Annotated in this window: 28 protein-coding genes; 16 read left to right on the forward strand and 12 right to left on the reverse strand. The window is 68.2% G+C overall.

Going from position 1 to position 25032, the window contains the following annotated elements; all coding sequences use genetic code 11:
* Positions 1–81 precede the first annotated feature (81 nt).
* Both KIT53_RS16200 and KIT53_RS16205 read left to right on the forward strand, forming a co-directional pair.
* A complete protein-coding gene (locus KIT53_RS16200; protein WP_297754599.1) occupies positions 82–555 on the forward strand; it encodes a MarR family winged helix-turn-helix transcriptional regulator in 474 nt (157 codons plus the stop codon).
* Positions 552–950 (forward strand): DUF1398 family protein, encoded by a 399-nt coding sequence (locus KIT53_RS16205; RefSeq protein WP_297754602.1) that lies wholly within the window; start codon positions 552–554, stop codon positions 948–950. Before KIT53_RS16200 ends, KIT53_RS16205 begins: the two co-directional genes overlap by 4 nt.
* A gap of 12 nt (positions 951–962) precedes the next feature.
* On the opposite strand, the gene KIT53_RS16210 is transcribed toward KIT53_RS16205, so the two are convergent.
* Complete coding sequence (locus KIT53_RS16210) at positions 963–1382, reverse strand: MarR family transcriptional regulator (RefSeq protein ID WP_297754605.1); 420 nt, start codon at positions 1380–1382, stop codon at positions 963–965.
* 166 nt (positions 1383–1548) lie between these two features.
* On the opposite strand from KIT53_RS16210, the gene KIT53_RS16215 reads away from it, so the two are divergent.
* Positions 1549–3459, forward strand: a complete 1911-nt coding sequence (locus KIT53_RS16215; protein ID WP_297754609.1) for an FAD-dependent monooxygenase — start codon at positions 1549–1551, stop codon at positions 3457–3459.
* A gap of 150 nt (positions 3460–3609) precedes the next feature.
* Here KIT53_RS16215 and KIT53_RS20300 read toward each other — a convergent pair whose 3' ends face one another.
* Positions 3610–3924, reverse strand: a complete 315-nt coding sequence (locus tag KIT53_RS20300; protein ID WP_366521932.1) for an NYN domain-containing protein — start codon at positions 3922–3924, stop codon at positions 3610–3612.
* A 92-nt stretch (positions 3925–4016) separates the two neighbouring features.
* Between KIT53_RS20300 and KIT53_RS16220 the strand changes: the two genes are divergently transcribed.
* Positions 4017–4664 (forward strand): hypothetical protein, encoded by a 648-nt coding sequence (locus KIT53_RS16220; RefSeq protein WP_297754612.1) that lies wholly within the window; start codon positions 4017–4019, stop codon positions 4662–4664.
* A 55-nt stretch (positions 4665–4719) separates the two neighbouring features.
* On the opposite strand, the gene KIT53_RS16225 is transcribed toward KIT53_RS16220, so the two are convergent.
* From KIT53_RS16225 to KIT53_RS16235, 3 genes are all read right to left on the reverse strand, one after another.
* The gene (locus tag KIT53_RS16225) at positions 4720–5142 is read right to left on the reverse strand and encodes a hypothetical protein (RefSeq protein ID WP_297754614.1); all 423 of its coding nucleotides are present in this window, start codon (positions 5140–5142) and stop codon (positions 4720–4722) included.
* Positions 5143–5215: 73 nt separating this feature from the next.
* On the reverse strand, positions 5216–5632 hold the full coding sequence (locus KIT53_RS16230) for a hypothetical protein (protein WP_297754617.1): 417 nt from the start codon (positions 5630–5632) through the stop codon (positions 5216–5218).
* Between the two features lie 46 nt (positions 5633–5678).
* A complete protein-coding gene (locus tag KIT53_RS16235; RefSeq protein ID WP_297754620.1) occupies positions 5679–6632 on the reverse strand; it encodes a LysR family transcriptional regulator in 954 nt (317 codons plus the stop codon).
* Between the two features lie 135 nt (positions 6633–6767).
* Between KIT53_RS16235 and KIT53_RS16240 the strand changes: the two genes are divergently transcribed.
* From KIT53_RS16240 to KIT53_RS16265, 6 genes are all read left to right on the forward strand, one after another.
* Entirely contained in the window at positions 6768–7760 is a 993-nt protein-coding gene (locus KIT53_RS16240; RefSeq protein ID WP_297754623.1) for a 2Fe-2S iron-sulfur cluster-binding protein, read from the forward strand.
* A 43-nt stretch (positions 7761–7803) separates the two neighbouring features.
* Positions 7804–9075 carry an aromatic ring-hydroxylating dioxygenase subunit alpha gene (locus KIT53_RS16245; RefSeq protein ID WP_297754626.1) on the forward strand — a complete coding sequence of 424 codons (1272 nt, stop codon included), beginning with the start codon at positions 7804–7806 and terminating at the stop codon, positions 9073–9075.
* Positions 9072–9560: an aromatic-ring-hydroxylating dioxygenase subunit beta gene (locus KIT53_RS16250; protein WP_297754630.1), complete on the forward strand. Its 489-nt coding sequence runs from the start codon at positions 9072–9074 to the stop codon at positions 9558–9560. Before KIT53_RS16245 ends, KIT53_RS16250 begins: the two co-directional genes overlap by 4 nt.
* Before the next feature lie 69 nt (positions 9561–9629).
* Complete coding sequence (locus tag KIT53_RS16255) at positions 9630–9953, forward strand: non-heme iron oxygenase ferredoxin subunit (RefSeq protein WP_297754633.1); 324 nt, start codon at positions 9630–9632, stop codon at positions 9951–9953.
* Positions 9954–10138: 185 nt separating this feature from the next.
* A complete protein-coding gene (locus tag KIT53_RS16260; protein WP_297754636.1) occupies positions 10139–10468 on the forward strand; it encodes a helix-turn-helix transcriptional regulator in 330 nt (109 codons plus the stop codon).
* Positions 10465–11781 carry a type II toxin-antitoxin system HipA family toxin gene (locus KIT53_RS16265; protein ID WP_297754639.1) on the forward strand — a complete coding sequence of 439 codons (1317 nt, stop codon included), beginning with the start codon at positions 10465–10467 and terminating at the stop codon, positions 11779–11781. Before KIT53_RS16260 ends, KIT53_RS16265 begins: the two co-directional genes overlap by 4 nt.
* On the opposite strand, the gene KIT53_RS16270 is transcribed toward KIT53_RS16265, so the two are convergent.
* A complete protein-coding gene (locus KIT53_RS16270; RefSeq protein ID WP_297754643.1) occupies positions 11776–12888 on the reverse strand; it encodes a patatin-like phospholipase family protein in 1113 nt (370 codons plus the stop codon). The two genes, KIT53_RS16265 and KIT53_RS16270, sit on opposite strands and share 6 nt — an antisense overlap.
* Before the next feature lie 88 nt (positions 12889–12976).
* Between KIT53_RS16270 and dinG the strand changes: the two genes are divergently transcribed.
* Together dinG and KIT53_RS16280 are read left to right on the forward strand one after the other, a co-directional pair.
* The gene (gene dinG, locus KIT53_RS16275; protein WP_297754646.1) at positions 12977–15262 is read left to right on the forward strand and encodes an ATP-dependent DNA helicase DinG; all 2286 of its coding nucleotides are present in this window, start codon (positions 12977–12979) and stop codon (positions 15260–15262) included.
* A 39-nt stretch (positions 15263–15301) separates the two neighbouring features.
* Positions 15302–15772 (forward strand): CopD family protein, encoded by a 471-nt coding sequence (locus tag KIT53_RS16280; protein WP_297754649.1) that lies wholly within the window; start codon positions 15302–15304, stop codon positions 15770–15772.
* Positions 15773–15783: 11 nt separating this feature from the next.
* Here the strand turns inward: KIT53_RS16280 and KIT53_RS16285 are convergent, their stop codons facing one another.
* From KIT53_RS16285 to KIT53_RS16300, 4 genes are read right to left on the reverse strand one after another with little or no spacing between them, the layout of a single operon-like run.
* Complete coding sequence (locus tag KIT53_RS16285) at positions 15784–16815, reverse strand: metal-dependent hydrolase (protein WP_297754652.1); 1032 nt, start codon at positions 16813–16815, stop codon at positions 15784–15786.
* Between the two features lie 12 nt (positions 16816–16827).
* The gene (locus KIT53_RS16290; protein WP_297754655.1) at positions 16828–17463 is read right to left on the reverse strand and encodes a protocatechuate 3,4-dioxygenase; all 636 of its coding nucleotides are present in this window, start codon (positions 17461–17463) and stop codon (positions 16828–16830) included.
* Positions 17460–20153 (reverse strand): GNAT family N-acetyltransferase, encoded by a 2694-nt coding sequence (locus KIT53_RS16295; protein WP_297754658.1) that lies wholly within the window; start codon positions 20151–20153, stop codon positions 17460–17462. The genes KIT53_RS16290 and KIT53_RS16295 overlap by 4 nt, the downstream gene beginning before the upstream one ends.
* The gene (locus KIT53_RS16300; RefSeq protein WP_297754661.1) at positions 20150–20773 is read right to left on the reverse strand and encodes a DUF502 domain-containing protein; all 624 of its coding nucleotides are present in this window, start codon (positions 20771–20773) and stop codon (positions 20150–20152) included. Before KIT53_RS16300 ends, KIT53_RS16295 begins: the two co-directional genes overlap by 4 nt.
* Positions 20774–20948: 175 nt before the next feature.
* Between KIT53_RS16300 and KIT53_RS16305 the strand changes: the two genes are divergently transcribed.
* Positions 20949–21299, forward strand: a complete 351-nt coding sequence (locus KIT53_RS16305; protein ID WP_297754664.1) for a hypothetical protein — start codon at positions 20949–20951, stop codon at positions 21297–21299.
* A 10-nt stretch (positions 21300–21309) separates the two neighbouring features.
* Here KIT53_RS16305 and rsmI read toward each other — a convergent pair whose 3' ends face one another.
* Positions 21310–22230, reverse strand: coding sequence for a 16S rRNA (cytidine(1402)-2'-O)-methyltransferase (gene rsmI / locus KIT53_RS16310; RefSeq protein ID WP_297754667.1), 921 nt, complete (start codon positions 22228–22230; stop codon positions 21310–21312).
* Between rsmI and KIT53_RS16315 the strand changes: the two genes are divergently transcribed.
* From KIT53_RS16315 to KIT53_RS16325, 3 genes are read left to right on the forward strand one after another with little or no spacing between them, the layout of a single operon-like run.
* A complete protein-coding gene (locus KIT53_RS16315) occupies positions 22230–22640 on the forward strand; it encodes a YraN family protein (protein WP_297754670.1) in 411 nt (136 codons plus the stop codon). The two genes, rsmI and KIT53_RS16315, sit on opposite strands and share 1 nt — an antisense overlap.
* Positions 22641–22667: 27 nt before the next feature.
* A complete protein-coding gene (locus KIT53_RS16320; protein ID WP_297754673.1) occupies positions 22668–23288 on the forward strand; it encodes an SIS domain-containing protein in 621 nt (206 codons plus the stop codon).
* A complete protein-coding gene (locus tag KIT53_RS16325) occupies positions 23285–23944 on the forward strand; it encodes a BON domain-containing protein (protein WP_297754676.1) in 660 nt (219 codons plus the stop codon). The genes KIT53_RS16320 and KIT53_RS16325 overlap by 4 nt, the downstream gene beginning before the upstream one ends.
* 13 nt (positions 23945–23957) lie before the next feature.
* On the opposite strand, the gene KIT53_RS16330 is transcribed toward KIT53_RS16325, so the two are convergent.
* Positions 23958–24860 carry an NAD(P)-dependent oxidoreductase gene (locus tag KIT53_RS16330; protein WP_297754679.1) on the reverse strand — a complete coding sequence of 301 codons (903 nt, stop codon included), beginning with the start codon at positions 24858–24860 and terminating at the stop codon, positions 23958–23960.
* Positions 24861–25032 lie beyond the last annotated feature (172 nt).

Consider the following 25032-nt stretch of genomic DNA (forward strand, 5'->3'; position numbering starts at 1 on the left):
ACCCGCGGGAGCGGACTCTGAAGACGGCTTGACACGGGTTTCCGTGGAAACTAGACTGAAGAAAGTTTCCAAGGAAACCAAGTGGCTACCCGACCCCGCACACCTTCGCCCGCTCCGCTCGAAGCCCATCTCGGCTTCTGGCTGCGCTTCGTCTCCAACCACGTGTCCATGCGTTTTCGACAACGGCTGGAGGAGAAAGGCGTGACCGTGACCGAATGGGTGGCGTTGCGCACACTGTGGGCACGGCCCGATGGCAGCCACGCCGACCTCATCCAGGCCCTAGGCTTGACCAAGGGCGCTGCTTCCAAGGTGGTGTCCCGGCTGGAGGAGAAAGGCCTGGTCGAACGCCAACTGGCCGAAGGCCGAGGTGCACGCGACCAAGCTGTGGTGCTGACCTCTGCGGGCCAGGCTCTGGTGCCACAACTGGCGAAGCTGGCCGACGCCAACGACGAGCATTTTTTTCGCCACCTCCCCGCCGCAGAGCGCCAGGCCCTGATGAACGCCATGCAGGCCCTGGTGCGGCACCACCAGCTCAAAGAGCTCCCCACCGCATGAACGAACACACCCGTGCCACCCTGCAGGCCACCTTCGACGCTTCCAACCAAGGCCGCCTTCACTTCGGCGAGGTGGTCGGTCGGCTCATGGAGGTGCAGGTCGAGTCCTATCACGTCGACTACCGCGCTGGCCGTGCCACCTGCTACCTGCCCGACGGCGCCACCCTGGACCTGGGCTTCGATCGGTCGCGGCCTGAGGACATCCCCGACGCTTTCGACGCTGCCGCCGTGCGCGCGGCCATCCTGGGCGCTCAGCAGGGCCGGGTGATGTACCCCGAATTCAAACGCTTGTCACAGCGCGCTGGCTGCACGGGCTACACGGTCTGGATCGCTGGCCGCCATGTGACCTACTTCGGCCGCAAGGGCGAGACGCACACCGAACCCTTTCCGGATTGAGGCCGGGCAGGGCTAAGGCCGCACGACCTGACGCGCGAGCTCCAGAAAGCGCGCACGGTCCGCGCTGCCCAGCGGCGCGAGGATCTCGTCCTGCAGGTCGCGCACGATGGGCAGCAGCGCCGAGCGGATGCGCTCGCCCTCATCGGTCAGCGACAGCTCGCGCGCACGCCGGTCGCGTTCGCTGACCACGCGCAGGATCCAGCCCTTCTGCTCCAGCCGGTCGATCACGCCGCCGATGGTGGCCCGGTCGTAGCCGATCATCTCCGCCACCCGTGCCTGGTCTATGCCCGGCTGGGTGTGGATCGCGTCCAGCGCGGCGAACTGAACCGACGTCAGGTCAAAACCCGCCGCCTGGGTGCGCTGGGCAAACACCTGGGTGGACTGCTGGTGCATGCGCCGAATCAGGTGCCCCGCCATGTCGAGTGAGTCCATCCCCGTGCTCCATCTCAAAGGTCAAGTCCATAGAGGCAGCGCCGCTCGGGGCGCTTTCTGATAAGTATACATATCATGTTGACGTCTGATGATAAGTGTAGTTATTATCTGGCCTAGCGCCGGCAGTCGCTCATGGCGCAGTTCATTCATATCCAGGAGACGCGTCATGCAGTTCTACAAGAATGGCTTCAGGGGCGGCAACCCCGACATCAGGCAGGCGGCGCCCAACCGGCGCAACCGGGGTACCCACGAGCCGCTGCCCGAGCAGGTGGACGTGCTGATCGCTGGCACCGGCCCGGCCGGCCTGTGCCTGGCCGCGCAGCTCTCGCAGTTCCCCGAGATCGAGACCATGATCATCGAGCGCATGCCCAGCAACATCATCAAGGGCAAGGCCGACGGCATCAACACGCGCACCATGGAAATGTTCCAGGCCTTCGGCTTCGCCGACAAGGTCAAGCGCGAAACCTACTGGGTGAACCAGACCGCGTTCTGGATGCCCGACCCCGCCAACCCCGACCACATCAAGCGCGTGGGCCGGGTGCAGGACGTGGCCGACGACAGCTCGGAAATGCCGCACATCCTCATCAACCAGGCTCGCCTGCACGAGCTCTTTCTGGAGGTGATGAAAAACTCGCCGTCCCGCCTGGAGCCCGACTACGGCTGGGAGATCGTGGGCCTGACGGTGGACACCACCACCGACGACCACCCTGTGACGGTGACCCTCAAGGACGCCACCGGCATCAACTGGGGCATCACCCGCACCGTGCGCGCCAACTACGTGGTCGGCTGCGACGGCGCCCACTCGGCCGTGCGCAAGGCCATCGGCGGCGTGCTGCACGGCGACGCCGCGCACCAGGCCTGGGGCGTCATGGACATCCTCGCCAACACCGACTTCCCCGACGTGCGGCAGAAGTGCCTCATCTCCTCCGCCAACGAAGGCAACGTGCTGATCCTCCCGCGCGAGGGCGGCTACGTGTTCCGCATGTACGTGGAACTCGACAAACTCCGGCCCGACGAAAAAGCCGCCAGCCGCAAGTTCACCCAGGACGACATGATCGCCGCCGCGAACCGCATCATCCGCCCTTACGCCATCGACGTGAAGGAAGTCGTCTGGTGGTCCATCTACGACATCGGGCACAGCATCACCGACAAGTTCGACGACGTGCCCCCCGGCGAAAACCGCAACCCCCGTGTGTTCACCGCTGGTGATGCCTGCCACACCCACTCACCCAAGGCCGGCCAGGGCATGAACGTCTCCATGCAGGACACCTTCAACCTCGGCTGGAAACTGGTGCACGTGCTCCAGGGCCGTGCCGACGCCAGCCTGCTGCGCACCTACTCCCGCGAGCGCCTCACCGAAGCCAAGCGCCTCGTCGAGACCGACCACCAGTGGGCGCGCGTCATGTCCGCCCCCACCACCCAGGCCGAACGCGACGGCACCGAAGAGCCGCGCATCATCCGCCAGTTCAAGCAGAACCTGGAATTCACCGGCGGCAACGCCGTCAAGTACGACCCCTCCGCACTCATCGGCACCGGCCAGCACCAGGCGCTCGCCCGAGGCGAAGAGATCGGCCGCCGCTTCCACTCTGCGCCGGTCGTGCGCCTGTCCGACGCCAAGCAGATGCAGCTTGGCCACGTGGCCGAAGCCGACGCGCGCTGGCGCATCTACGCCTTCGCCGCCAGGGCGGACAGCTCCAACCCCGGCTCGGCCATCCACCAGCTCGCCGACTGGCTGGAGACCAACCCGAAGTCCCCCGTGGTCAGGCACACCCGCCCCGGTGAAGACGTCGACGCCATCATCGACTTCCGCGCCGTGTTCCAGCAGACCTTCGAGCAGCTCGCCTACGAGCACATGCCCTCCCTGCTGAAACCCAAGACCGGCCGCCTCGGCCTGCAGGACCACGAAAAGATCTTCTGCGTGGACCACAAAGGCCTTGGCGACATCTTCGACATGCGCGGCATCAACCGCGACACCGGCTGCATCATCGTCGTCCGCCCGGACCAGTACATCGCCAACGTGCTGCCCCTCAACGGCTACGACGAACTCTCGGCCTTCTTCGCTGGCGTCCTGCGCTGAGCCATGCATGCACCCACGCCGCCCTGTGCCGCCCATCGGGTGGCCGCGGCGGCGGTGTCTGTGGCAGCAGCCTCCGCCGCAGTGCTGGCCTCGTCCAGGAGCGCGAACACATCGCATGCCGCCACGAACGCCAGCGACGTCTCCCGCTGGCTAAAGCCATACACCGCCTGCCCCGCCTCCCGCGCCCGCTCGCCCGGTGAAGTCGCTGTCCGAAGACACGATGCAGAGGCCCTCCACGCAGCGCCGCTGGATACGCTCCATCGCATCCATGATCAACGCCGCGTCCGACGAATTCTTGCTGCGCGCACAGCGGAACGGCTGGCACGGTGTATGGCCAGCGCGTGCAACAGCTTCTTCCACGGTCGCAACTGTGTGGTGGATCGGTCGCCGTACGGGCGGCGCGGGTGACCGGTGCAGCTTGGCTTCATCAAGTGGGCGAAGGGCAAGCTGCGGGCCGTTGGCCATGGCGTTGCCCAAATTCGTGGACTTCTCTCGACGAATCCGCTACGGTAGCGAGCCAGAGAAATCGACACAACTTTCGGACGGAGGGTCTTGCCATGAAAAGCATCAAGCGGTTCCTGTGGGCGGCAGTGGCGGTGCATGCGATGACAACGGCCGTGCATGCGCAGGATCTGTCGCCAGAGGAGTTGCGGTTCCTGGACGATCCGTACCGCCATGTCGATCTGTGCATCAACAGCCCCACCGCGTTTACCTGCGGGTCCTACGCGCTGATGTTTGAAGCGCAGGACCGCGTGAATTCCGATGACCGATCCGTCCGAGAGGCCGCCGCCAGGGCCCTTTCGCTGACCCTTCTGGCGCGGGCCGTTCCCATACGGCAGTCTCTTCAGTGCGGTCCCGGAGGTTGCGAACAGCCTTCCAACATCCGATGCGGGACGGGCAATTCGATGGGCTTGAGCTTGCTGGAGAGTGGCATGCGGCGGGTCCTCGCGGACATCAACAAATGGGGGCAGTCGCTGGAGCGGTCCAACGAGGGGGGGCTGCTCAAACTCGAGGTGGACGAGGGGCCGCCGGCCGATTACGGGTTTCAAAGTTCATCGAGAACCCGGCTGAAGGTGAACATTCATGCCGAGTTGCAGTTGGTGGGCGGGGCGCGGCCACGAACGGTGCGGGTCACGCTTGGCTACCCGACCGCGTGCCCCGATGGCGAGCCCTTGGTATTTGGCAGCAGTGTCTGGGTTCGGTAGTCTTGTGTCGAGGCATGCCCGCCTTCAATGGCGCGCCTCGCGCTTCTGGGTGCGGCTACCGGCGACCCTGCAACGCCTTCATGCACCTCTCGAATCCGGCGTTGGCCTGGTCTGACAACCTGCCCATGGCCCTGTGCAGCGACTCGCACCTCGAGTTGGAGCACTCGCGCTCTTTGAAGTCGGTCCAGGAGTAGGGGCGTCTGTCCGAGGCGGTGGAGTTCAGGCACGCCGCGTGGTGCACCGCCACGTCCTTGATCATGTCCGTGCTGTTGTCTTTGTACCGGCTGCACTCTTCTGCCGAGGTGGGTGACAGGGGTGTCAGCGGCAGCATGACGACACTGGCCGCCGGGTTGTAGCCCAGCGGCCACTGCGATTTCCATGCCGCGAGATCTTCGGCGGCTTGCTGTTGATGCGCCTTCTGGATGGCCCAGGGAATGTTGGCGACTGGACTGGCCGTCGCCACCTGTAGTGGCGCCATGAACAAGAGACTCAAGAAGAAGATCACCCAAGTCGTTTTCATCTGGATCTCACGGGGTTCAGAGGTGGCGCCGTCAGTACTTCTTGTTGGCGCGGCAGGCCGCGAACATTTTCGCTCTCTCCTTGCGCAGCTCGGCCTCGCACTTCGTATCGCCTGGCTGGGCGCAGCGCGTCTCGCAGGCTTGCGGGCAGGTTTCGCAGTTGCCGCCGGGTGATTGGCCCACCCTTTGGGTCGCTTCCATGATTCTGCGCAGGCGGCTGTCGGCGTCGTCAGCGGCGTTCGGGAGGCCCGGGCTCGTGGGGGAGGTCTGCGCGTGCGCGACCGTACCCCATGCCACGAATGCAATGGCCACACAGCAATGAAGAAAGCCTTTGCGCATCGGTCCCTCCCTGGAAAAAAGCATGTTTGAGAAAACACCCCGGATCACATCGCTCTGCGAGGTTACCTGCGATGGCGCCGGCATGCAACGGGTGCGCAGGGCTTGGCGCATCCAACGGCGGCGCGGCATCCGCCCGCCCAGGCATTCATTCGCTGGTTCAACCCCCGCCACCCTCTCCAAACATATCGAACAACACCCCCCGCCACCACTGGTGCGCAGGCGACCGGTGCACCTTGGCATGCCAGAAGACGTTGATGGCGATGTCGGGGAGCTTCACGGGGTGCGGCAGGGCGACGAGGCCGAAGGGCTTGGCCAGCTTGTGGGCCAGGCGTTCGGGCACGGTGGCGATGAGGTCGGAGCCTTGCAGGATGTGGCCCACGCTGACGAAGTGCGGCACGGTGAGGCGGGCGGTGCGGTCTATGCCGGCGCGGCGCATCACGTCGTCCACCTTGCCGTGGCCGGTGCCGGCGGAGACGATGACCAGGTGTTCGGCGGCGCGAAACTCGGCCAGGCTCAACGGGGCCTGGGCCTTCTTCTGGCTCCTGGCCCTGGCGGCCGCTGCCACCGCCAGCGGATGGCCCTTGCGCAACAGGCACACGTAGCGCTGCATGAACAGCCGGCGCTGGAAGAAGCCGGACTTGAGCTGGGGCAGCAGGCCGATGGCGAGGTCCACGCGGCCGGACTCCATGTCTTCGCGCAGGTTCACCGCGGTGTTGCGCACGGTGTTGACCACCAGGCCGGGGGCTTCGCGGGCCAGGCGTTCCACCAGCGCGGGCAGGAAGACGATCTCGCCGATGTCGGTCATGGCGATGGTGATGCTGCCCTTGACCTTGCCGGGTTCGAAGCGGGTCTGCTGGTTGAGCCCGCTGTGGATCATGCCCAGCGCGTAGCCCACGGGCTCGGCCAGTTGTTCGGCGTAGGGCGTGGGCACCATGCCTTGGGGCGTGCGCAGAAAGAGTTCGTCGCCCAGGGCCCGGCGCAGTTTGGCCAGGGCGTTGCTCACGGCGGGCTGCGTCAGGCCCAGGTTGTCGGCCACGCGGGAAACCTTGCGCTCGGTCATGAGCTGCTGGAACAGCACGAGCTGGTTGAGGTCGATGTCGGTCAGTTCCATGGTGGGGTGGCGCCTCGCTTTCGACCATCACCAGATGTGATGATGAACATTCACGGGATTCTATTGGCTGATTGCGTGTGGACAGGGATCATGCGGTCCACGGAGACAGCCCGCCCGACAGCCCCACGCCACGCCATGGAAGTTCTTGTCCAGCCTTTGCAGCGCACCATCCAGGTCGAGCCCGGTGCCAACCTGCTGGATGCGCTGCGCGCGGCGCAGATCCCGATGTCGTACTCCTGCATGGCGGGGCGCTGCGGCACCTGCCGCTGCAAGCTGCTGGATGGCGAGGTGCTGGAGGGCGGCGCGCAGGGCGCGGGCCAGCCCGGTGCCCATGGGCGCGACGCCTACGTGCTGGCCTGCCAGACCTTTCTCACCGAGCCCTGCACCATAGAGATCCCCGAGCCGGACGAGGTGGTGGTGCACCCGGCGCGCATCGTCAAGGCCACGGTAGAGCGTGTGGAGCCGCTCACGCACGACATCCTGCGGCTGGTGCTGCGTCCGGCCAAGCCCATCGTGTTCTCGCCGGGGCAGTACGTGCAGCTCCAGTTCACGCCGGAGCACATCCGCCCCTATTCCATGGCCGGGCTGTGCGAAGACGGCAGCTTTGAATTCCATGTGCGCCTGGTGCCGGACGGCCGCGTCACGCACTATGTGGCGAACACGCTGAAGGTGGGCGACGCGGTGCGCGTGAGCGGCCCGCTGGGTTCGGCCTATCTGCGCCGTAAGCACGAGGGCCCGATGCTTTGCGTGGCGGGCGGCACGGGGCTGGCGCCCATCCTGTCCATCCTGCGGGGCGCGGTGCAGGGCGGCATGACCAATCCCGTTCACCTGTACTTCGGCGTGCGCTCCCCGCACGACGTCTACGGCCTGGACGCGCTGGCGCAACTGCAGGCGGTACACCCCGCGCTGCGCGTGCAGGTGGTGGTGGCCAGCGGTGCGGACCCGGCGGTGCACCGCAGCGGGCTGGTGACGCAGGCCATGGAACAGGACCTGGGCGAGCTCTCGGGCTGGCGCGGCTACCTGTGCGGATCGCCGCCCATGGTGGAGGCGGCCACGCGCGTGGTGCGCCAGAAAGGCATGGCCGCCGAGCACGTGTACGCCGACGCTTTCTACCCGCAAGGCCACTGAGCCACCCACGATTTCGCCCCGATTTCACAGGAGACAGACCACGATGGACACCCGCACCAGCAGCCCGGTGTTTCCCCGGCAGCCCCAATGGGAGACCGAAGGCACGCACCGCATTCCCTTCATGGCTTACACGGACGAAGAACTCTACCGGCGCGAGCTGGAACGCTTCTTCTACAAGGGCCACTGGTGTTACGTCGGCCTGGAAGCCGAGGTGCCCAAACCGGGTGATTTCAAGCGCACCGTGGTGGGGGAGCGCTCGGTCATCCTCACGCGCGATGCGGACGGCGAGATCCACGTGGTGGAGAACGTCTGCGCCCACCGGGGCATGCGCTTCTGCCGCGAGCGCCATGGCAACCGCAAGGAGTTCGTCTGCCCTTACCACCAGTGGAGCTACACCCTCAAGGGCGACCTGCAGGGCGTGCCGTTCCGCCGGGGCGTGAAGCAGGACGGCCAGGTGCACGGTGGCATGCCGGCGGACTTCAAGACCGCCGACCACGGGCTCACCAAACTCCAGGTGGCGGTGCGTGGCGGCGTGGTGTTCGCCTCGTTCGACCCCGAGGTGGAACCGTTGGAGGACTACCTGGGGCCGGCCATCCTGGGCTATTTCGACCGCCTGTTCAACGGCCGCAGGCTCACCATCCTGGGCTACAACCGCCAGCGCATTCCGGGCAACTGGAAGCTGATGCAGGAGAACATCAAGGACCCGTACCACCCGGGCCTTCTGCACACCTGGTTCGTCACCTTCGGGCTCTGGCGAGCGGACAACAAGTCGCAGTTGCGCATGGACGATCGCTTCCGCCACGCGGCCATGATCAGCACGCGCGGCACCGCCGGCAAGGCCGAGCAGGTCACGCAGGTGTCCAGCTTCAAGGAGAGCATGCAACTGCACGACGCGAGCTTCCTGGACATCGTGCCCGAGCCCTGGTGGGGCGGCCCCACGGCGGTGATGACCACCATCTTTCCCAGTGTGATCCTGCAGCAGCAGGTCAACAGCGTGTCCACCCGGCACATCCAGCCCAACGGCCACGGCAGCTTCGATTTCGTGTGGACGCACTTCGGCTTCGAGGACGACACCGAGGAGATGACGCAGCGCCGCTTGCGCCAGGCCAACCTGTTCGGCCCGGCCGGCTTCGTGAGCGCGGACGACGGCGAGGTGATCGAGTTCTCGCAGCAGGCTTTCGAGAGCAAGCCTTTCCACCGCGTGGTCGCCGAGCTGGGTGGCAAGGAGGTGGAGAACACCGAGCACATGGTGACGGAGACGCTGATCCGCGGCATGTACCGCTACTGGCGCGAGGTGATGGAGGCCCCGGAATGAGCCGCAACGCCGCCATGAACTTCGACGACTGGCTGGCCCTGACCCAGCTCTATGCCGACTACGCCGCCGCCGTGGACTCCGGCCAGTGGGACCTGTGGCCCGAGTTCTTCACGGACGACTGCGTCTACCGCCTGCAGCCGCGCGAGAACCATGAGCGCGGCTTCCCGCTGGCCACGCTGTCCTTCACCAGCAAGGGTATGCTCAAGGACCGTGTCTACGGCATCCAGGAAACGCTGTTCCACGACCCTTACTACCAGCGCCACGTGGTGGGCGCGCCGGTGGTGCGCCGCATCGAGGCGGACCGCTTCGAGTGCGAGGCCAACTACGCGGTGTTCCGCACCAAGCTCTCGGAAGCCACCACGGTGTTCAACGTGGGCCGCTACATCGACACCGTGGTGCGAACGCCGCAGGGCCTGAAGTTCGCGCGGCGCGAGTGCATCTACGACAGCGAGATGATCCCCAACTCCATCATCTACCCCATCTGAGCGGCATCTGTCCTGCACCTACAGGCATCTCAAGAGTATCTAAAGAACATCTACCGGAAAGCAGCACCCATGAGCCAGACAGACAGCAGCCAGTGGATCGACGCCCTCGCAGCCGACGACCTGCCCACCGACGACGTGATGGGCCTCACCGTGGCCGGCCGAGAGCTTGCCCTCTATACCGTGGATGGCGAGGTCTATGCCACGGACAACCTCTGCACCCACGGCAACGCCCGCCTGTGCGATGGTTTTCTGGACGGCCATGAGATCGAGTGCCCGCTGCACCAAGGCAAGTTCGACGTGCGCGACGGCCGCCCTGCCTGTGACCCCGTCACCGAGGCCCTGCGCACCTACCCGGTCCGCATCGAGGGCACACGGGTGTTCGTGCAGGTCTGAGGTGCCTTGATAGAATTTTTGATAAAGGGTGTTTTTACGTCCAATATTGGCATAAATGCAATTTATGGATGCATAACCGCCTGTTAATAAAATTGACTTTCAGGACAATGACCAAGATAATGGATTGAAAATCAACCGCTATAGCCCTTGAAGGGCAATAGCAGATGGAATTTCAACCATTGAATATGACCGTTCTGCCCTCCGCCCAGACGCCCGAAGAGCTGGAAGCCCTGCTCGGTGAGCAACTGCGCGCCCTGCGGTTGGCCAGGAACATCGACCAGATCACCCTGGCCCGGCGGGCGGGCATCGGGCTGACGGCACTGAAGCGCCTGGAAGCGGGCAAGGGTTCCAGCCTCAAGACGTTGATCAGCGTGGTCAAGGCGCTGGAGCGCGAGAGCTGGCTGAGCACAGTGGCGCCCATGCCGACCGTCAATCCCCTGAGCTACACCCAGGCGGCCGAGCCGCGGCAGCGCGCGCGGATGAACAAGCCTGCGAGCGGCCGAGCCGGACCATGAACGCCACGCGCCGCCAGCCCGCGACCAGCCGCTACCGGCATGTGCCGAGGATCGACGTGCATCTGTGGGGCACGCACATGGGTTCGGCGGTGCTGGACCCGGCCTATGGCTACTACGTGTTCGCCTACACCGAAGCATTTGCCGGACTGGGCATAGAGCCGTCACCTTTGCACATGCCGGCCAGGGCAGGTGTCAGCTACATCTTTCCCGATCTGTCCCGCCTCACGTACAAGGGCTTGCCGGCCCTGTTGAGCGACGCGCTGCCGGACGATTTCGGCAACGCGCTCATCAACGCCTACATGGCCGACAAAGGTATTCCCGCCCAGGCCGTGAGCTCGCTGGACCGCCTGGCGTACATGGGTACGCGCGCCATGGGCGCGATGAGTTTCAGGCCTTCGCGCGGGCCGGCCACCCAGAAGCCGTTCGCCATCGAGATCGGCAGCCTGGTCGAACAGGCGCGGCGCGCCGTGGAGGGCGCGATCGACGACGGCGGCCATGCCCACTCCGCGCTGCGCAACCTCATCGAGGTGGGCACTTCCGCCGGCGGAGCCCGGGCCAAGGCGGTCATTGCGTGGAACCCGCTGACGCAGGACATCCGCTCCGGCCAGTTGGATGCGCCCGACGGCTTCGAGCACTGGCTGCTCAAGTTCGACGGACTCGGCAAGGACCGCGAACTGGGGGTGTCCCAGGGCTACGGAAGGATCGAGTACGCCTACCACCTGATGGCCAGGGCGGCGGGCCTGGACATGATGCCTTGCAGGCTGCTGGAAGAAGGTGGCCGTGCGCACTTCATGACCCGGCGCTTCGACCGCGAGGGCGGCTCGACCCGGCACCACATGCAGACGCTGTGCGCACTGGCGCACCTGGACTACAAGCTCAAGTCGGCCCATGCGTACGCGCAGCTGTTCGACACGGTGCGCAGGCTGCAGTTGCCTTACGAGGCGCTCGAAGAGAGCTTCAGGCGCATGGCCTTCAACGTCATGGGCCGCAACTGCGACGATCACACGAAAAACTTCTCCATGCGCCTGCGGCAGGGAAAGTCATGGGAACTCGCGCCCGCGTACGACGTGACCTTCGCGCACAACCCGGATGGCGAGTGGACGCACCAGCACCTGATGTCGGTCAACGGCAAGTTCAAGGACATCACCCGCGATGACCTCCTGATGGAGGCCCGGCGTTTTGGCGTGGGCACGGCCGACAGCGTGCTGAAGCAGGTGCGGGATGCCGTGGCGCAGTGGCCCGTGTTCGCCGCCGAGGCCGGCGTGGCGCCAGCCCAGGTGGCCGAGATACGCGCCTTGCAGCGCCCGCTATAGCGCCTGCTCCGGGTCCAGCACACCGCCGAGGTCGAAGCTGCTGCGTTCGCCCAGGTCCCGCCGGTGGCGGCGCAGCCACTGCGTGGCGGCTTCGCGGCCCATCAGGTGCAGTTGCGAGAGGAAAGACCACTGCGTCTCGGTCTTGCTGCCCGCGCCCAGCGAGGACAGTGGGGTCCCGCCATCGATAAGGTGCACGCGCAGTTGCTGTATGCGCCGCAGCATGGCGGGTGTGCCTGCGCGGGGCTTGTCGCCCACCATCTGCTTCATCAGCGCCAGGGTGCGCAGCTCCTTGAGCAAGCTGGCGTTGAAGGTGACTTCATTGATGCGGTCGAGAATGTCGCCCGCGCGCGTGGGCACGCTCTCGCGCTGCATGGGGTTGATCTGCACCAGCAGAAGGTCGTCGGTGCGCGTCTCGCTCACCAGCGGCAGCAGCGAAGGGTTGCCGGCGTAGCCGCCGTCCCAGTACGCCTCGCCGTCGATCTCCACCGCCTGGAACAACAGCGGCAGGCAGGCCGAGGCGAGCACCATGTCCGCGGTGAGTTCGTGCTGGCCAAAGATGCGCAGCGCACCGGTGCGCACGTGGGTTGCCGCGACGAACACCTTCATCTTGTGGCAGCCGCAGACGCGTTGAAAATCCACCGTCTCTTCCAGGATGTCGCGCAGCGGGTTCAGGTTGAGCGGGTTGAGCTGGTAGGGCGATATCTGCAGGCCGATCGCGTCGCTGGCGTGTTTCAGGGGGTCGGTCCAGGGCTTGACCCAGGGGGCCAGCCAGTCGCTGGCCGGCGCGAGCAGCGTGCCCAGCGGGCTGGTGCGGATGTGGTGGAAGGGCGAGAGTTCGGCCACGCGCGTCCAGAACTGGCGCAGCACGCGCCGCGCTCCTTCGCGCCCGCCGTCCATGAGGCCGGCGGCCAGGGCCACCGCGTTCATGGCGCCAGCGCTGGTGCCGCTGATGGCGGCGATCTCCAGCGTGTCGTCTTCCAGCAGCCGGTCGAGCACGCCCCAAGTGAAGGCCCCGTGCGAGCCGCCGCCTTGCAGGGCCAGATCGATCTGGTGCGGGGGGCGGCGCGTCGGGTTCTTGCGGGCGGCGTTCTTCGGGCTGGCGGGCATGCATTCTCCTGAGGGAGCCCCGATTCCACCATGGACGGGTCGGTCTGGCACCGTCGGTGACAATTCCGGTTTGCCTTGTCTGTGATCCATGTCCGCTGTTCCCCTGTCCGATACGGGCGCCGAAGCGCCAGCCAGCCAGACCCTGGAGGGCGCACTCGCGCGCGAGGCGCTCGCGTTGGCCGCGTTCGACCACATGGTGGCGCGCGCGCCGGGCTACCGCGCGCGGCCGGGCCAGCGCGAAATGGCCGCGCACATCGCCCACACACTGGCCGGCGCCCGGCTGGGCGACGGTGCGGTGAGTGGCGATGCGGGCCTGCCCGAGCGCGGCATCGCGGTGGTGCAGGCCGGCACCGGCGTGGGCAAGTCCGCGGCGTACGCATCCACGGTGATTCCGCTGGCGCTGGCGGCGCAGAAGCGCGTGATCATCAGCACCGCCACCGTGGCGCTGCAGGAGCAGCTCATCGCCAAGGACCTGCCAGCGCTGGCGGCTGCGCTGCCCGAGTCCTTCAGCTTCGCGCTGGCCAAGGGGCGCGGGCGCTATGTGTGCCGCCTCAAGCTGGACCAGCTCAGCGGCGGTGACGCGGCCAGCGCGGACCTGTTCGAGCACGACGACGCACAGCCCGCCGCCGGCGATGCCGCCGCCGCGCGCTGGCTGGAGCGCGGCAAGATCTATACCGCCTGGGCCGACGCGCTGGACGGCGGCACCTGGGACGGTGACCGCGACCGCCTGGACGACCCGCCCGACGGCGCGCTCTGGGGCCCGGTGGCCGCCGAGCGCCACACTTGTACCGCGCGCCACTGCCCCAGCTACCAGAGCTGCAGCTACTACCGGGCGCGTGCGCGGCTGGCGCAGGCGCAGGTCATCGTGGTCAACCACGACCTGCTGCTGGCCACGCTGGGCCTGCATGCCTTGCCCGCGCCGCAGGACTGCTACGTGGTGTTCGACGAGGCGCACCACCTCGGTTCGGTGGCGCAGGGGCAGTTCACCGCGTCCATGGACCTGATGCGCGGCCAGTGGCTGGACAAGCTGCCGCGCGCGGTGGACGAAGTGGCCACGGCGCTGGCGCACACGCCCACGGTGGACGTGGCCACGCTGGCGCGCGACCTCAAGGCCGCGCAGGCCGACCTGGCGCGCCTGGCCATGCAGCGCATCGGCGCACTGCCGGCCTGGCTGGAGCTCACCGGCCGCACGGCCGGCTTCCGGAAGGCGCAGCCAGAACGGGCGACCGGCGTGCCGGTGGTCGAGCGCTTCGAAGGCGGCGTACTGCCCGAGGGGTGGCAGGAGACCGTGGAGGCGCTGCATGCCCACGCCAGCGGCCTGCTCAAGGTGTTCGAGACCCTGGCCACCCAGCTCAAGGCGAACGCGCGCGAGAACCCGGGCGACGCGGCGCGCTGCGCCACGCTCTACAGCCGCCTGGGCGTGTTCGCGCCGCGCCTGCAAAGCACCCAGGAGACCGCCGCGCTGTGGCGCCAGCAGGCCGATGCGGGCCAGCCGCCGCTGGCCAAATGGCTGGAGGCCAGTGTGCAGAGCGGCCTGGTGGCGCTGACCGCGCACGCCTGCCCGCTGCAGCCCGGCAGCCTGCTGCGCACCCACCTGTGGAGCCAGGTGCGCGCGGCGGTGGTCACCTCGGCCTCGCTCACGACCTGCGGCACCTTCGAGCACTTCCTGCACGAGTCCGGTCTGGCCTGGGACGACGCGGTGGTGGTGCGCGAGGTGCAGAGCCCGTTCGACCACGCAAAGCAGGGCCGGCTGGTGGTGGTGCAGACAGCGGCCGACCCCAAGGATGTGGACGGTTACACGCGCGAAATGCTCGCCGCGCTGATGGCCGACCTGCGCGAGGTGAAACGCGGCGCGCTGGTGCTGTTCACCTCGCGAGCGCAGATGCGCCAGGCCCAGGCGCTGCTGGAGCGCGGCGAGCACGCGGCGCTGCGCGAGCAGGTACTGGTGCAGGGCGACGCCTCACGCACCCTGCTGCTGCGCCGCCACGCGCAGCGCGTGGCCGACGGCGAGCCCTCCATCCTGTTCGGCCTGCAGTCGTTCGGCGAAGGGCTGGACCTGCCGGGCGAGCTGTGCGAATGGGTGTTCATCACCAAGCTGCCGTTCGCCTCGCCCAGCGACCCGGTGGGCCAGGCACGCGCGGACTGGCTCAAGAGCCAGGGTCGCGACCCGTTCAGCGAACTCGTGGTGCCGGCCACCGGGGCGCGCCTGCTGCAGTGGACCGGAAGGGCATTGCGCAGCGAAACCGACGAGGCGGTGGTCGTTTGCTACGATGCCCGGCTGTTGCGCCAGTCCTATGGAAGGCGCATGCTCAAAGGCCTGCCGCCCTACCGGCTGCAGCAGCGCCGCGCCGACGGCGCGCTCAGCGACGTGTGACGTCTCCGCTCGCACCCCACCCACGGAAAGAACCGCCCCATGATCTACGCCGCCCTCAAGCTCGTCCACATCCTTGCCATCGTCCTGTGGGTGGGTGGCATGGCGTTTGCGCATTTTTGCCTGCGCCCCTCCGTGCAGCCGCTGGAGCCGCCGGTGCGCCTGCGGCTGCTGCGCGACGTGATGCGCCGCTTTTTTGCCCTGGTGCTGTGGGCGTCGATGATCACGCTGGGCACCGGACTTTGGATGATCGGCCGCGCGGCCAAGGAAACGGTGCGCGCCGGGCTGGGCTTCAACATGCCGCTGGACTGGACCATCATGGCCACGCTGGGCATCGTCATGATCCTGATCTTCGGCCACATCCGCTTCGCGCTGTTCAAGCGCCTGAACCGCGCGGTGGAAGCCGGCGACTGGCCCGCTGGCGGCGCGGCCATGGCCAGCATCCGCGCCTGGGTGTTCGCCAACCTGTGCATCGGCGTGGTCATCATTGCCGTGGCGCTGCTGATGACCTGAGCGCCCGCACCTCAGGGCGCCGCTGCCTTCACCGGCGAGGCCAGGGACGGCAGGCGTTCGCCGCGCAGGCGCATCCACAGCCAGGGCAGGGCGGTGCCCAAGTCGGGCCGTGAGCCGGCCAGCGTGGGCCGGTGCCCGCCGCTGGCGCGCGCTTCGTCCGTGCCGAGGTCGAAGCGGAAGGTGTAGGTGGGCTCCTGGCCCATGCGCAGGTCGGTCACGTAGAGATGCCCGTCGCCGGACGTCACGCTGTAGAAGCCATGGGTGAAGGTGGCCATGCGCGCGAGGTTCGCGTCGCCGCCGTGTCGGGCGATCAGGTCTGCCCCACGCTCGTGCTCGGTCCACTCGATGCGGCGGTCCTTGTCCAGCAGTGAGTAGTGGCCCTCGCGGTAGTGCGTGGGCGTGGTGGCCACCAGGCGCCAGAGCACCGTGCTGAAGGGTGCGGGCGTGACCAGCAGGCCTTGGGCCTGCACGCCCTCGGCCTGCAGCGCTTCGCGCGCCACCTGTGTCACGTGCTGTTGCGCCAGCACGCTCCAGCCGAGGTAGAGCGTGCTCAGCGCGAGGCCGGCACGGTTCCAGGCGAAGCCGCGCGCGTTCTTGAGCCGCAGCGCGGCCACCACGCCCGCGATCAGCGGCAAGGTGTAGAGCGGATCGATGATGAAGATGCTGCCCACGCCGAAGGGGTGGTCGGTGAAGGGCTGCAGCAACTGGGTGCCGTAGACCGTCATCGCATCGAGCAGCGGGTGCGTGACCAGGGCCAGCCAGAGGGCCAGCCACCAGCGGCGGAAGTGGCCAGACTCGCCCGGCAGGCGCGAGACCAGCCAGGCCAGCACCGGCGCGGCCAGCGTGAGCACCAGGGGCGCGTGGCTTTCGGCGCGGTGGCGCGTCATGTTCAGGATCGCGTCGCCGTGGTCGATGAAGGCGTCCAGGTCCGGCAGCGTGCCGGCCACCGCGCCCCACAGCGCGGCTTTCCAGACCGCGGTGCGCCGGCCCATCACGGCCACGCTCACGGCTGCGCCCAGCGCGATCTGGGTCAGAGAGTCCAAGGCACGCTCACCTCAGGCCTGGACCGTGATGGGGAAGTGCGCGCGCAGGCCGTCGCTGCCCGGTGTGAAGGGCACGGTCAGCGCGGCGCGGCCTTCATCGGTCAGCCGCCGCCAGAGGAAGTCGCGTTCATTGCCTGGGTCGCCCGCCACATAGAGCTGGGTGGTGAGCAACTCCCTGCGGTCGAGCCGGACCTTGACGTGGATGTGCGGCGTGCGGCCGCTGTAGGGCACGGGCCTGAGGGTGCGGAAGCGGTAGCGTCCGTCGCGTCCCACGGTGACGCGGCCAAAACCCTGGAAGGCCGGGTCGGCGCGGTTGCCGTCGCCTGGGTGGTGGTAGTGGCCGGCTTCGTCGCACTGCCAGATCTCGACCACGGCACCGGCCACGGGAACGCCCGAGGTGTCGGTGACGGTGCCGTCCACCCAACTGGGCTGACCCTTGGCGTAGACGGCGTTGCCGTTGCGCAGCAGGTCGGCGTCGCTGTCGGCGGGTAGGGTGACTGGGTAGAACGGGCCTTCGGTCTGGCTGGGCGTGGGGCGCAGGGCGCGCGCCTGGGCCCGTGCCGGTGACAGCCAGGCCGGAGCGGCCAGCGAGGCGGCGCTGGCGATCAGGATTCGGCGGCGCGAGGCGGTGGGGAGGGCTCGGTTCATGGCGGGGCTCCGGCAGCGGGGGCTTGCAGGTCCAGCGTGACGAACCGGGTCTCGAAGTCCTGGGCGACGCTGGGGTGGGAGCCCTGTTGGAAGCCCAGCGAGCGAGCGAGTTCCAGCATGCCAGTGTTCTCGCGCAGCACGGAGCCCACCAGGCGGCGTGTGCCGCGTGCACGCAGGTAGCCGATCATCTTGTCCATGAGGCGGCGGCCCAGGCCGTTGCCCTTGAGGTCGGTGCGCACGATGACGCCGAACTCGGCGACGTCGTTGTCGGGGTCGGCCACGGCGCGCACCGCACCCAGGGTCTCCTCTTCGCCCTCCGCGTTCACGCGGGTGGCGACGAAGGCCATCTCGCGCGCGTAGTCGATCTGGGTGAGCCGCGCGAGTTCGCTGTGTTCGATGCTGCGGCGGCTGTGGAACACGCGCAGGCGCACATCTTCGGGGTCGAGCTTTTCCAGGAAGGCCAGATGCCGTGCCTCGTCTTCCGGGCGGATGGGGCGCAGCGTCACCCCCTGGCCGTCGCGCATGGTCCAGGTCTCGACCAGTTCCTGCGGGTAGGGGCGGATGGCGAACCGGTCCGCGCCGGCCGGGCGGCTGGCCGACAGGCGCACGCGCGCATCCAGCGCCACCGCGCCCTCGTGGTTGGCCAACAGGGGATTGATGTCGAGTTCGGCCAGTTCGGGCACGTCGGCCAACAGTTGCGAGACCGCCACCAGCACCTGCGCGATGCCGTCGATGTCGGCGGCCGGTTCGTCGCGGTAGCCGCGCAGCAGCCGTTCGACACGGGTGCGCGCGATCTGCGCGAGCGCCAGCGGCATGTTCAGCGGCGGCAACGCCAGAGCGCGGTCGCTCAGCACCTCCACCGCCACGCCGCCCTGGCCGAACAGCACCACCGGGCCGAACACCGGGTCCACACTCGCGCCGATGATGAGTTCGTGCGCGTGCTGCTTGCGCACCATGGTCTGCACCGTGAAGCCCTGCAGAACGGCGTCGGGCCGTTGCTCGCGCACGCGCGCCAGCATGGAGGTACAGGCTTCCAGCAGCTCCGCGCCGCTGCCGATGTTCAGTCGCACGCCGCCCACGTCGGACTTGTGGCTGATCTGGTGCGAGAGGATCTTGAGCGCGACCGGGTAACCCAGCGCCTCACCCGCGGCCACCGCGGCCTGGGCGTCGGGCGGCACCACGCGCGTGGCCACCACCGGCAGGCCGGCGGCCTCCAGCAGTTCCTTGGCCTCGGGTTCGGTCAACAACTCGCGGCCGCTGGCGAGCGCGCCATCGACGATGGCGCGGATGCGCGGCAGGTCCGCCGCGCGCGGGGCGCTGTGCGCGGGCGGGGTCTGCAGCAGTTCGGCCTGGTGCGCGCGGTAGGTGCGCAGCATGGAGAAGGCGCGCACCGCGTCCTCGGGCGTTTCGAAGTCGGGCACGCCCACGCTGCGGAACAGCGCGCGCGCCTGCGCCACCGCCGCATCGCCCAGCCAGCAGCCCAGCACGCGCCGGGGCTTGGCCTGCACCTGGGGCAGCAGGGCCTGGGCAATGTCCAGGCTGGGCACGATGGCGGTGGGGGCGTGGATGAACAGCACCGCGCTGCCGGCGTCGCCAGCGAGGGCTTGCAGCGCCTGCACATACCGTTCGGCGGGTGCGTCGCCGATGATGTCCACCGGGTTGGCGTGCGACCAGTTGGCGGGCAGCACGGCGTCCAGCCGGGCCTTGAGCGCACCGTCCAGCCGGGTCAGCGGCACGCCCATGCCGGCGGCGGCATCGGCCGCCATCACGCCGGCACCGCCGCCGTTGGTGAGCACCACCAGGCTGTCGGCGCGGTTGTCGTGGAAGCGCGCCAGCGTCTCGGCGGCGAGGAACAGGTCCTGCAGGGTGTCCACGCGCAGCATGCCCGCGCGGGCGATGGCGGCATCGAACACCGCATCGGAGCCGGCCAGCGCGCCGGTGTGGGAAGCCGCCGCCTGCTGCCCGGCTGCCGAGCGGCCGGCCTTGACCACGATCACCGGCTTGTTGCGCGCGGCCGCGCGTGCCGCGGACATGAACTTGCGTGGCTCCTCGATGCTCTCGATGTACAGCAGGATGGCGCGGGTGCGTGCGTCGCTGGCCAGGAAGTCGAGCATGTCGCCGAAGTCGACGTCGGCGCGCTCACCCAGCGAGACGAAATGCGAGAAGCCGATGCCGCGCGAACCGGCCCAGTCCAGCATGGCCGTGACCAGCGCGCCGGATTGCGAGACGAAGGCCAGTTCACCAGCGGCGGCGTCGCGGTGCGCGAAGCTGGCATTGAGGCCGAGGTGCGGCACCAGCATGCCGATGCAGTTGGGACCGAGGATGCGCAGCGTGTGGACCCGCGCGGCATCGAGCATGGCCTGCTTCTGCGCCGCGTCCAGGCCGGCGGTGACCACGATGGCCGCGCGCGTGCCGCGTGTGCCCAGCTCGGCGATGAGCGGGGCCACGGTGGCGGCAGGCGTGCAGAGGATGGCGAGGTCCGGCGCTTCGGGCAGGTCGGACACGCGCGCGAATGCCGGTACGCCGTCGAGTTCGCTGTGTTTGGGGTTCACCGGGTAGAGGTGGCCCTTGAACCCTCCCGCGCGCAGATTGCGCCAGACCGTGCCACCCACGCTCGCGGGTCTCAGCGAGGCGCCCAGCACCGCGACCGAGGCCGGCGAGAAGAGGGCATCGAGGTGGCGGATGCTCATGGCGCGGGCGGCGGGGTGTTGCCCTCGGCCTGGCGCATCGGCGAGGCCATCCAGGCCAGCAGGGAGGCGCGCATGGCTTCCTCCACCGACATGTCGATCGGCGTCACCCAACTCCGTGGCACGAAGACGGTGTAGCCGCCGATCATGTAGCCCATGGGCAGGTACACCGCCACGTGGTCCAGCTCGGCCAGTCCGGGCGGCAGTCCGGCCATGTTCTGCCGCGTGACCAGGCCGACGATGGTCATCTCGTTGCCAGGCGCGCGCAGCACCACCACCTGCTGCTGCGCCTCCTCCTTCTTGTGGGGTGCGAAGTAGTCGGCAAAGCTCTTGAGCGAGGAGTAGATGCTCTTGACCACCGGCAGGTTGGTGAACGGCAACTCCACCCAGGACAGCAGGCGCGCGGCCGGTGGCTGTGAGATGAGGAAACCCAGGCCGACGATCATGGCCGCGCCCAGCAGGATGCCGAGACCGGGCAGGTAGAAGTCGCCAATGATGGGGCGCACCAGCCACAGCGCCACCGACTCCAGCCAGGCCACGAACAGGTACAGCACGTAGACCGTGAGCGCCACCGGCAGAAAGGCCAGCAGGCCACGGAAGAAATACTGGTAGATCGGTTTCATGGCGTCCATGAGGGAAGGGCGGTCGGTCCGGCGCGCACCGGGGCTTGCGCGAGCATAGCAGCCGGGTATGTCGCGCTGCGGCTTGCAAAAGGGGACAATGCCCCCAACTGACCTGTTCCGCGCCTGGCGCGCCCTCTGCTGCGGAACTCCCTCGGGCCCGCAACCTCTCTCATCCATGAACACAATCTTCGACTTCTTCGGCCGCCTGGTGCGCGGTGTGCTCAAGCTGGCCCTGGGGGTGGCGGCTCTGGTGTTCCTGCTGAGCCTGCTGCTGGCCACGCTGGTGGTGGTGCTGGGCGTGTCGCTGTGGGCGCTGGTGACCGGCCGCAAGCCCGCACCGGCGGTGCTGTTCAGCCGCTTTCGCCAAACCTCGCAGCGCTACACGCAGAACGTGTGGCCCACCGGTGGCGCGCGCCGCCCGTCGGGCGACGTGGTGGATGTGCAGGCCACCGAAGTGCCCGAGCCCGGCCGCGATGCGGCGGGGCGCCGTGGCGGGCCCGACACCATGGCCCGCGTTTCGCACTGAGGGTTCGGTCTCAGTCGCCGTCCTGGGTCTGGCGGCGCGCCAGCGCAGCCTGGTAGAGGGCATTGCGCGGCTGGCCGGTGATGTCGGCGCACAGCCGCACGGCCGTCTTGAGCGGCAATTCGGCCAGCAGCAGGTCCAGTGTGCGCAGACTGGCCGCATCGGGCTCGCCGTCCGCGCCGGCCGCGCGATCGAGCGGGTGTACCATGAGCACGAACTCCCCGCGCGTGCGGTGCGCTCCACCTTGCAGCCAGGTGGTGAAGTCGGCCGCCGCCAGGCAAGTCACCTCTTCGAACTGTTTGGTGAGCTCGCGGCCAACGGTCAGGCCGCGTACGCCGAGTTCGGCCAGGTCGCGCGCCAGGGCTTCGATGCGGTGGGGTGCCTCCAGCAGCACACAGGCGCGCGCGTCCTCGGCGATCGCGCGCACCTCGCGCTGCCGTTCGGCGGCCTTGGGTGAGAGAAAACCGGCAAACACGAAACGGCCGTCCCAGCCGCTGTGGCCGGCCACGCTGAGCAGCGCGGTGATGCTGCTGGCGCCTGGCACGGGCACGCTGCGCAGGCCGGCGGCCTGCACGGCAGCCACCAGCCGCGCACCGGGGTCGCTTACGCCGGGGGTGCCGGCATCGCTCACGTAGGCCACGCGCAGACCCTCGCGCAGGCGCTGGAGCACCGTCTGCGCGGCCTGCGCCTCGTTGTGCTCGTGCAAGGCCAGCAGCGGCTTGTGCAGGCCATAGCCTTGCAGCAGAGCGGCGGTGTGGCGGGTGTCTTCGCAGGCCACGGTGTCCACCAGCGAGAGCACCTGCAGGGCCCGCAGGCCGATGTCGGCCAGGTTGCCGATCGGCGTGGCGACCATGTAGAGCGCGCCCTGCGGATAATGCTGGTGCGCCGCCGCCTCGTGGGCGGCCTGCAACAGGGATGGAGTGCTTGCCGACAATGTGGAGTTTCCAAAAAGGGGCACCGCCCGCGCGGCCTGCCCATGCCACCACCAAGGCCCTGGGCGATGCCGCCGAGGATGCGGCCCTGGCCTATCTGCAGCGCCAGGGGCTGGTGCTGGTGCAGCGCAATTTCCGCACACCGGGGCGTGGGGGCGGCGAAGTCGATCTGATTATGCGCGAGCGCGACGGCACGCTGGTCTTCGTCGAGGTGCGCCGCCGCGCCAGTGCGCGCCAAGGGGGCGCCGGCGCGAGCATCACAGGGGTGAAACAGCGGCGCATCGTGTTCGCGGCGCGGCACTTTTTGCTGCGGCTGGGCTCAGAACCGCCATGCCGTTTCGATGTTGTGCTTCTGGAAGACGGCCGCATCGATTGGCTGCGCGCGGCTTTCGATGCATCGGCCGCAATTTGATACATCCCTCGCCGCTATGATCGCCCCATGCTCTTGCAACGCATTCAGCAACAGTTCATCGACAGCGCCGACCTGAAGTACCAGTGCGCGCCGTCGCTGGCACCGCTGGTGGAAGCGGCCGTGGGTGCCGTGCTGACCAGTGTCACGGGGGGTGGCAAGGTGCTGGCTTGCGGCAATGGCGCTTCGGGCGCCGCCGCCCAGCATTTCGCGGCCAGTTTCGTCGGTCGCTACGACCGCGAGCGTCCGGAACTCGCGGCCCTTTCGCTGTCGTCGGACGCGGCGGTGCTCACCGGCATCGCCACCGATTTCGATGCCCGTTCGGTGTTCGCGCGCCAGGTGCGTGCCCTCGGCCAGGCCGGTGACGTGCTGCTGGCGCTGTCCACCAGCGGCAACTCGGCCAATGTGCTGGCTGCCGTGGAGGCGGCGCACGAGCGCGAGATGACCGTGGTGGCGCTCACCGGCGCGCGCGGTGGCCAACTGGCGCAGCGGTTGCGCGATACCGACGTGCATCTGTGCGTGCCGCACGATCTGCCTGCCCGCATTCTCGAAGTGCACCACCTGGTGCTGCACTGCATCTGCGACGGTGTGGACGCCCAGCTCCTGGGCCTGCCCGACGCCTCGTTTTCACATCAGGAGAGTTCCTCATGAAGAAGCTGACTCGAACCCAACGCCTGCTGAGCACCGGTCTGGCCATTGCCGCCCTGGGCGGTGCGCTGTCGGCCTGCGCGCCGCTCGTGGTCGGGGGCGCGGTCACCAGCGCGCTCGTCGTGGTGGACCGCCGCACCTCGGGAGCGCAGCTCGATGACCAGAGCATCGAGCTGCGTGCGGCCAACCGCCTGCGCGATGCCGTTCCCGAGGGCCGTGCCCGGGTGGCGGTGACCAGCTACAACCGCCGCGTGCTGTTGACCGGCGAGGCCGCGAGCGAAGCGGTCAAGACGCAGGTGGGCCAGGTGGTGGCCCAGGTCGACAACGTCGCCGAGGTCATCAACGAACTCGGCGTGACCAGCAGCCCTTCGCTGAAGGAACGCGCCTCCGACACGCTGATCACCGGGCGCGTCAAGGCCAGCCTGGTCGATGCCAAGGACCTGTCGGCCAGCGCCTTCAAGGTCGTGACCGAGCGGGGCACCGTGTACCTCATGGGGCGCGTGACCCAGCGCGAAGCCGACCGGGCGACAGAAATCGCCCGCTACACCTCCGGTGTGCAGCGCGTGATCCGTTCGTTCGAGATCCTCACCGAGGCCGAACTCGCCAACCTGCAGCCCAAGCCTGCGGCCAACGAGGCCCCCAAGTCGCCCGCGAAGTAACGGGCGGGCGCGGCTACTTCAGCCGCTTGATCAGGCTGGAGGTGTCCAGCCGGTTGCCGCCCATGGCTTGCAGGTCGGCGTAGAACTGGTCCACCAATGCGGTGACCGGCAGGCGAGCCCCGTTGCGCTTGGCCTCGTCGAGCACCAGGCCGAGGTCCTTGCGCATCCAGTCCACGGCGAAGCCGAAGTCGAACTTGCCGGCCACCATGGTCTTGCCGCGGTTGTCGAGTTGCCAGCTTTGCGCCGCTCCCTTGCCGATCACGTCGAGCACCTGGTTCATGTCCAGGCCTGCCTTCTGACCGAAGGCGATGGCCTCGGACAAGCCCTGCACCAGTCCGGCGATGCAGATCTGATTGACCATCTTGGTGAGCTGGCCGGCGCCGCTGTCGCCCATGTGGGTGAAGGCACGCGAGAACGCCATGGCCACGGGCTTGGCGGTGGCGAACGCAGCGGCATCGCCACCGCACATCACGGTGAGGGCGCCGTTCTGTGCGCCGGCCTGGCCGCCCGACACCGGGGCATCCACGAACGAAATACCCAGCGCCTTGCCGGCACCGTGCAACTCGCGCGCCACGTCGGCCGAGGCGGTGGTGTGGTCCACGAACACCGTCTTGGGCGCCATGCCGGCGAAAGCGCCGTCGGCGCCCAGCGTGACCGAGCGCAGGTCGTCGTCGTTGCCGACGCAGGCGAACACGATGTCCGCTCCCTGCGCGGCCTCGCGCGGCGTGGCTCTGTGGGCGCCGCCGAACTCGGCCACCCAGGCCTCCGCCTTGGCGGGCGTGCGGTTGTAGACCGTCACCGAGTGACCGGCGCGGGCCAGATGCCCGGCCATCGGATAACCCATGACACCCAGGCCGATAAAGGCGACACGGTGAGATGGAACGGATTCGTAGGGGCGTTCAGCCATGCTGCTCATCGAAAAGGTCTCCAAAAAGAAATGCCGCGGCTCTGGCTGTGTCAGTCCGCAGGCATGGGCCCCGGTGGGGCGCCGCGCCGCCGGGGCCGCGCGGGGGGGGGGGGGGTCAAACAATGGTGAGATGCTCGGTGCCGGCCGCCAGGTCGGTCGACTTGGCACGCTGGCTGTTGAG

The sequence above is a fragment of the Hydrogenophaga sp. genome (genome assembly GCF_026125785.1).
GTDB lineage: Bacteria > Pseudomonadota > Gammaproteobacteria > Burkholderiales > Burkholderiaceae_C > Hydrogenophaga.

Coding starts and splice junctions, on each gene's coding strand:
- KIT53_RS16205 (WP_297754602.1), top strand. CDS start 552: ATGAACGAACACACCCGTGCCACCCTGCAGGCCACCTTCGACGCTTCC.
- KIT53_RS16210 (WP_297754605.1), bottom strand. CDS start 1,382: ATGGACTCACTCGACATGGCGGGGCACCTGATTCGGCGCATGCACCAG.
- KIT53_RS16215 (WP_297754609.1), top strand. CDS start 1,549: ATGCAGTTCTACAAGAATGGCTTCAGGGGCGGCAACCCCGACATCAGG.
- KIT53_RS20300 (WP_366521932.1), bottom strand. CDS start 3,924: ATGGCCAACGGCCCGCAGCTTGCCCTTCGCCCACTTGATGAAGCCAAG.
- KIT53_RS16220 (WP_297754612.1), top strand. CDS start 4,017: ATGAAAAGCATCAAGCGGTTCCTGTGGGCGGCAGTGGCGGTGCATGCG.
- KIT53_RS16225 (WP_297754614.1), bottom strand. CDS start 5,142: ATGGCGCCACTACAGGTGGCGACGGCCAGTCCAGTCGCCAACATTCCC.
- KIT53_RS16230 (WP_297754617.1), bottom strand. CDS start 5,632: ATGCGCCAAGCCCTGCGCACCCGTTGCATGCCGGCGCCATCGCAGGTA.
- KIT53_RS16235 (WP_297754620.1), bottom strand. CDS start 6,632: ATGGAACTGACCGACATCGACCTCAACCAGCTCGTGCTGTTCCAGCAG.
- KIT53_RS16240 (WP_297754623.1), top strand. CDS start 6,768: ATGGAAGTTCTTGTCCAGCCTTTGCAGCGCACCATCCAGGTCGAGCCC.
- KIT53_RS16245 (WP_297754626.1), top strand. CDS start 7,804: ATGGACACCCGCACCAGCAGCCCGGTGTTTCCCCGGCAGCCCCAATGG.
- KIT53_RS16250 (WP_297754630.1), top strand. CDS start 9,072: ATGAGCCGCAACGCCGCCATGAACTTCGACGACTGGCTGGCCCTGACC.
- KIT53_RS16255 (WP_297754633.1), top strand. CDS start 9,630: ATGAGCCAGACAGACAGCAGCCAGTGGATCGACGCCCTCGCAGCCGAC.
- KIT53_RS16260 (WP_297754636.1), top strand. CDS start 10,139: ATGACCGTTCTGCCCTCCGCCCAGACGCCCGAAGAGCTGGAAGCCCTG.
- KIT53_RS16265 (WP_297754639.1), top strand. CDS start 10,465: ATGAACGCCACGCGCCGCCAGCCCGCGACCAGCCGCTACCGGCATGTG.
- KIT53_RS16270 (WP_297754643.1), bottom strand. CDS start 12,888: ATGCCCGCCAGCCCGAAGAACGCCGCCCGCAAGAACCCGACGCGCCGC.
- dinG (WP_297754646.1), top strand. CDS start 12,977: ATGTCCGCTGTTCCCCTGTCCGATACGGGCGCCGAAGCGCCAGCCAGC.
- KIT53_RS16280 (WP_297754649.1), top strand. CDS start 15,302: ATGATCTACGCCGCCCTCAAGCTCGTCCACATCCTTGCCATCGTCCTG.
- KIT53_RS16290 (WP_297754655.1), bottom strand. CDS start 17,463: ATGAACCGAGCCCTCCCCACCGCCTCGCGCCGCCGAATCCTGATCGCC.
- KIT53_RS16295 (WP_297754658.1), bottom strand. CDS start 20,153: ATGAGCATCCGCCACCTCGATGCCCTCTTCTCGCCGGCCTCGGTCGCG.
- KIT53_RS16300 (WP_297754661.1), bottom strand. CDS start 20,773: ATGAAACCGATCTACCAGTATTTCTTCCGTGGCCTGCTGGCCTTTCTG.
- KIT53_RS16305 (WP_297754664.1), top strand. CDS start 20,949: ATGAACACAATCTTCGACTTCTTCGGCCGCCTGGTGCGCGGTGTGCTC.
- KIT53_RS16315 (WP_297754670.1), top strand. CDS start 22,230: ATGTGGAGTTTCCAAAAAGGGGCACCGCCCGCGCGGCCTGCCCATGCC.
- KIT53_RS16320 (WP_297754673.1), top strand. CDS start 22,668: ATGCTCTTGCAACGCATTCAGCAACAGTTCATCGACAGCGCCGACCTG.
- KIT53_RS16325 (WP_297754676.1), top strand. CDS start 23,285: ATGAAGAAGCTGACTCGAACCCAACGCCTGCTGAGCACCGGTCTGGCC.
- KIT53_RS16330 (WP_297754679.1), bottom strand. CDS start 24,860: ATGAGCAGCATGGCTGAACGCCCCTACGAATCCGTTCCATCTCACCGT.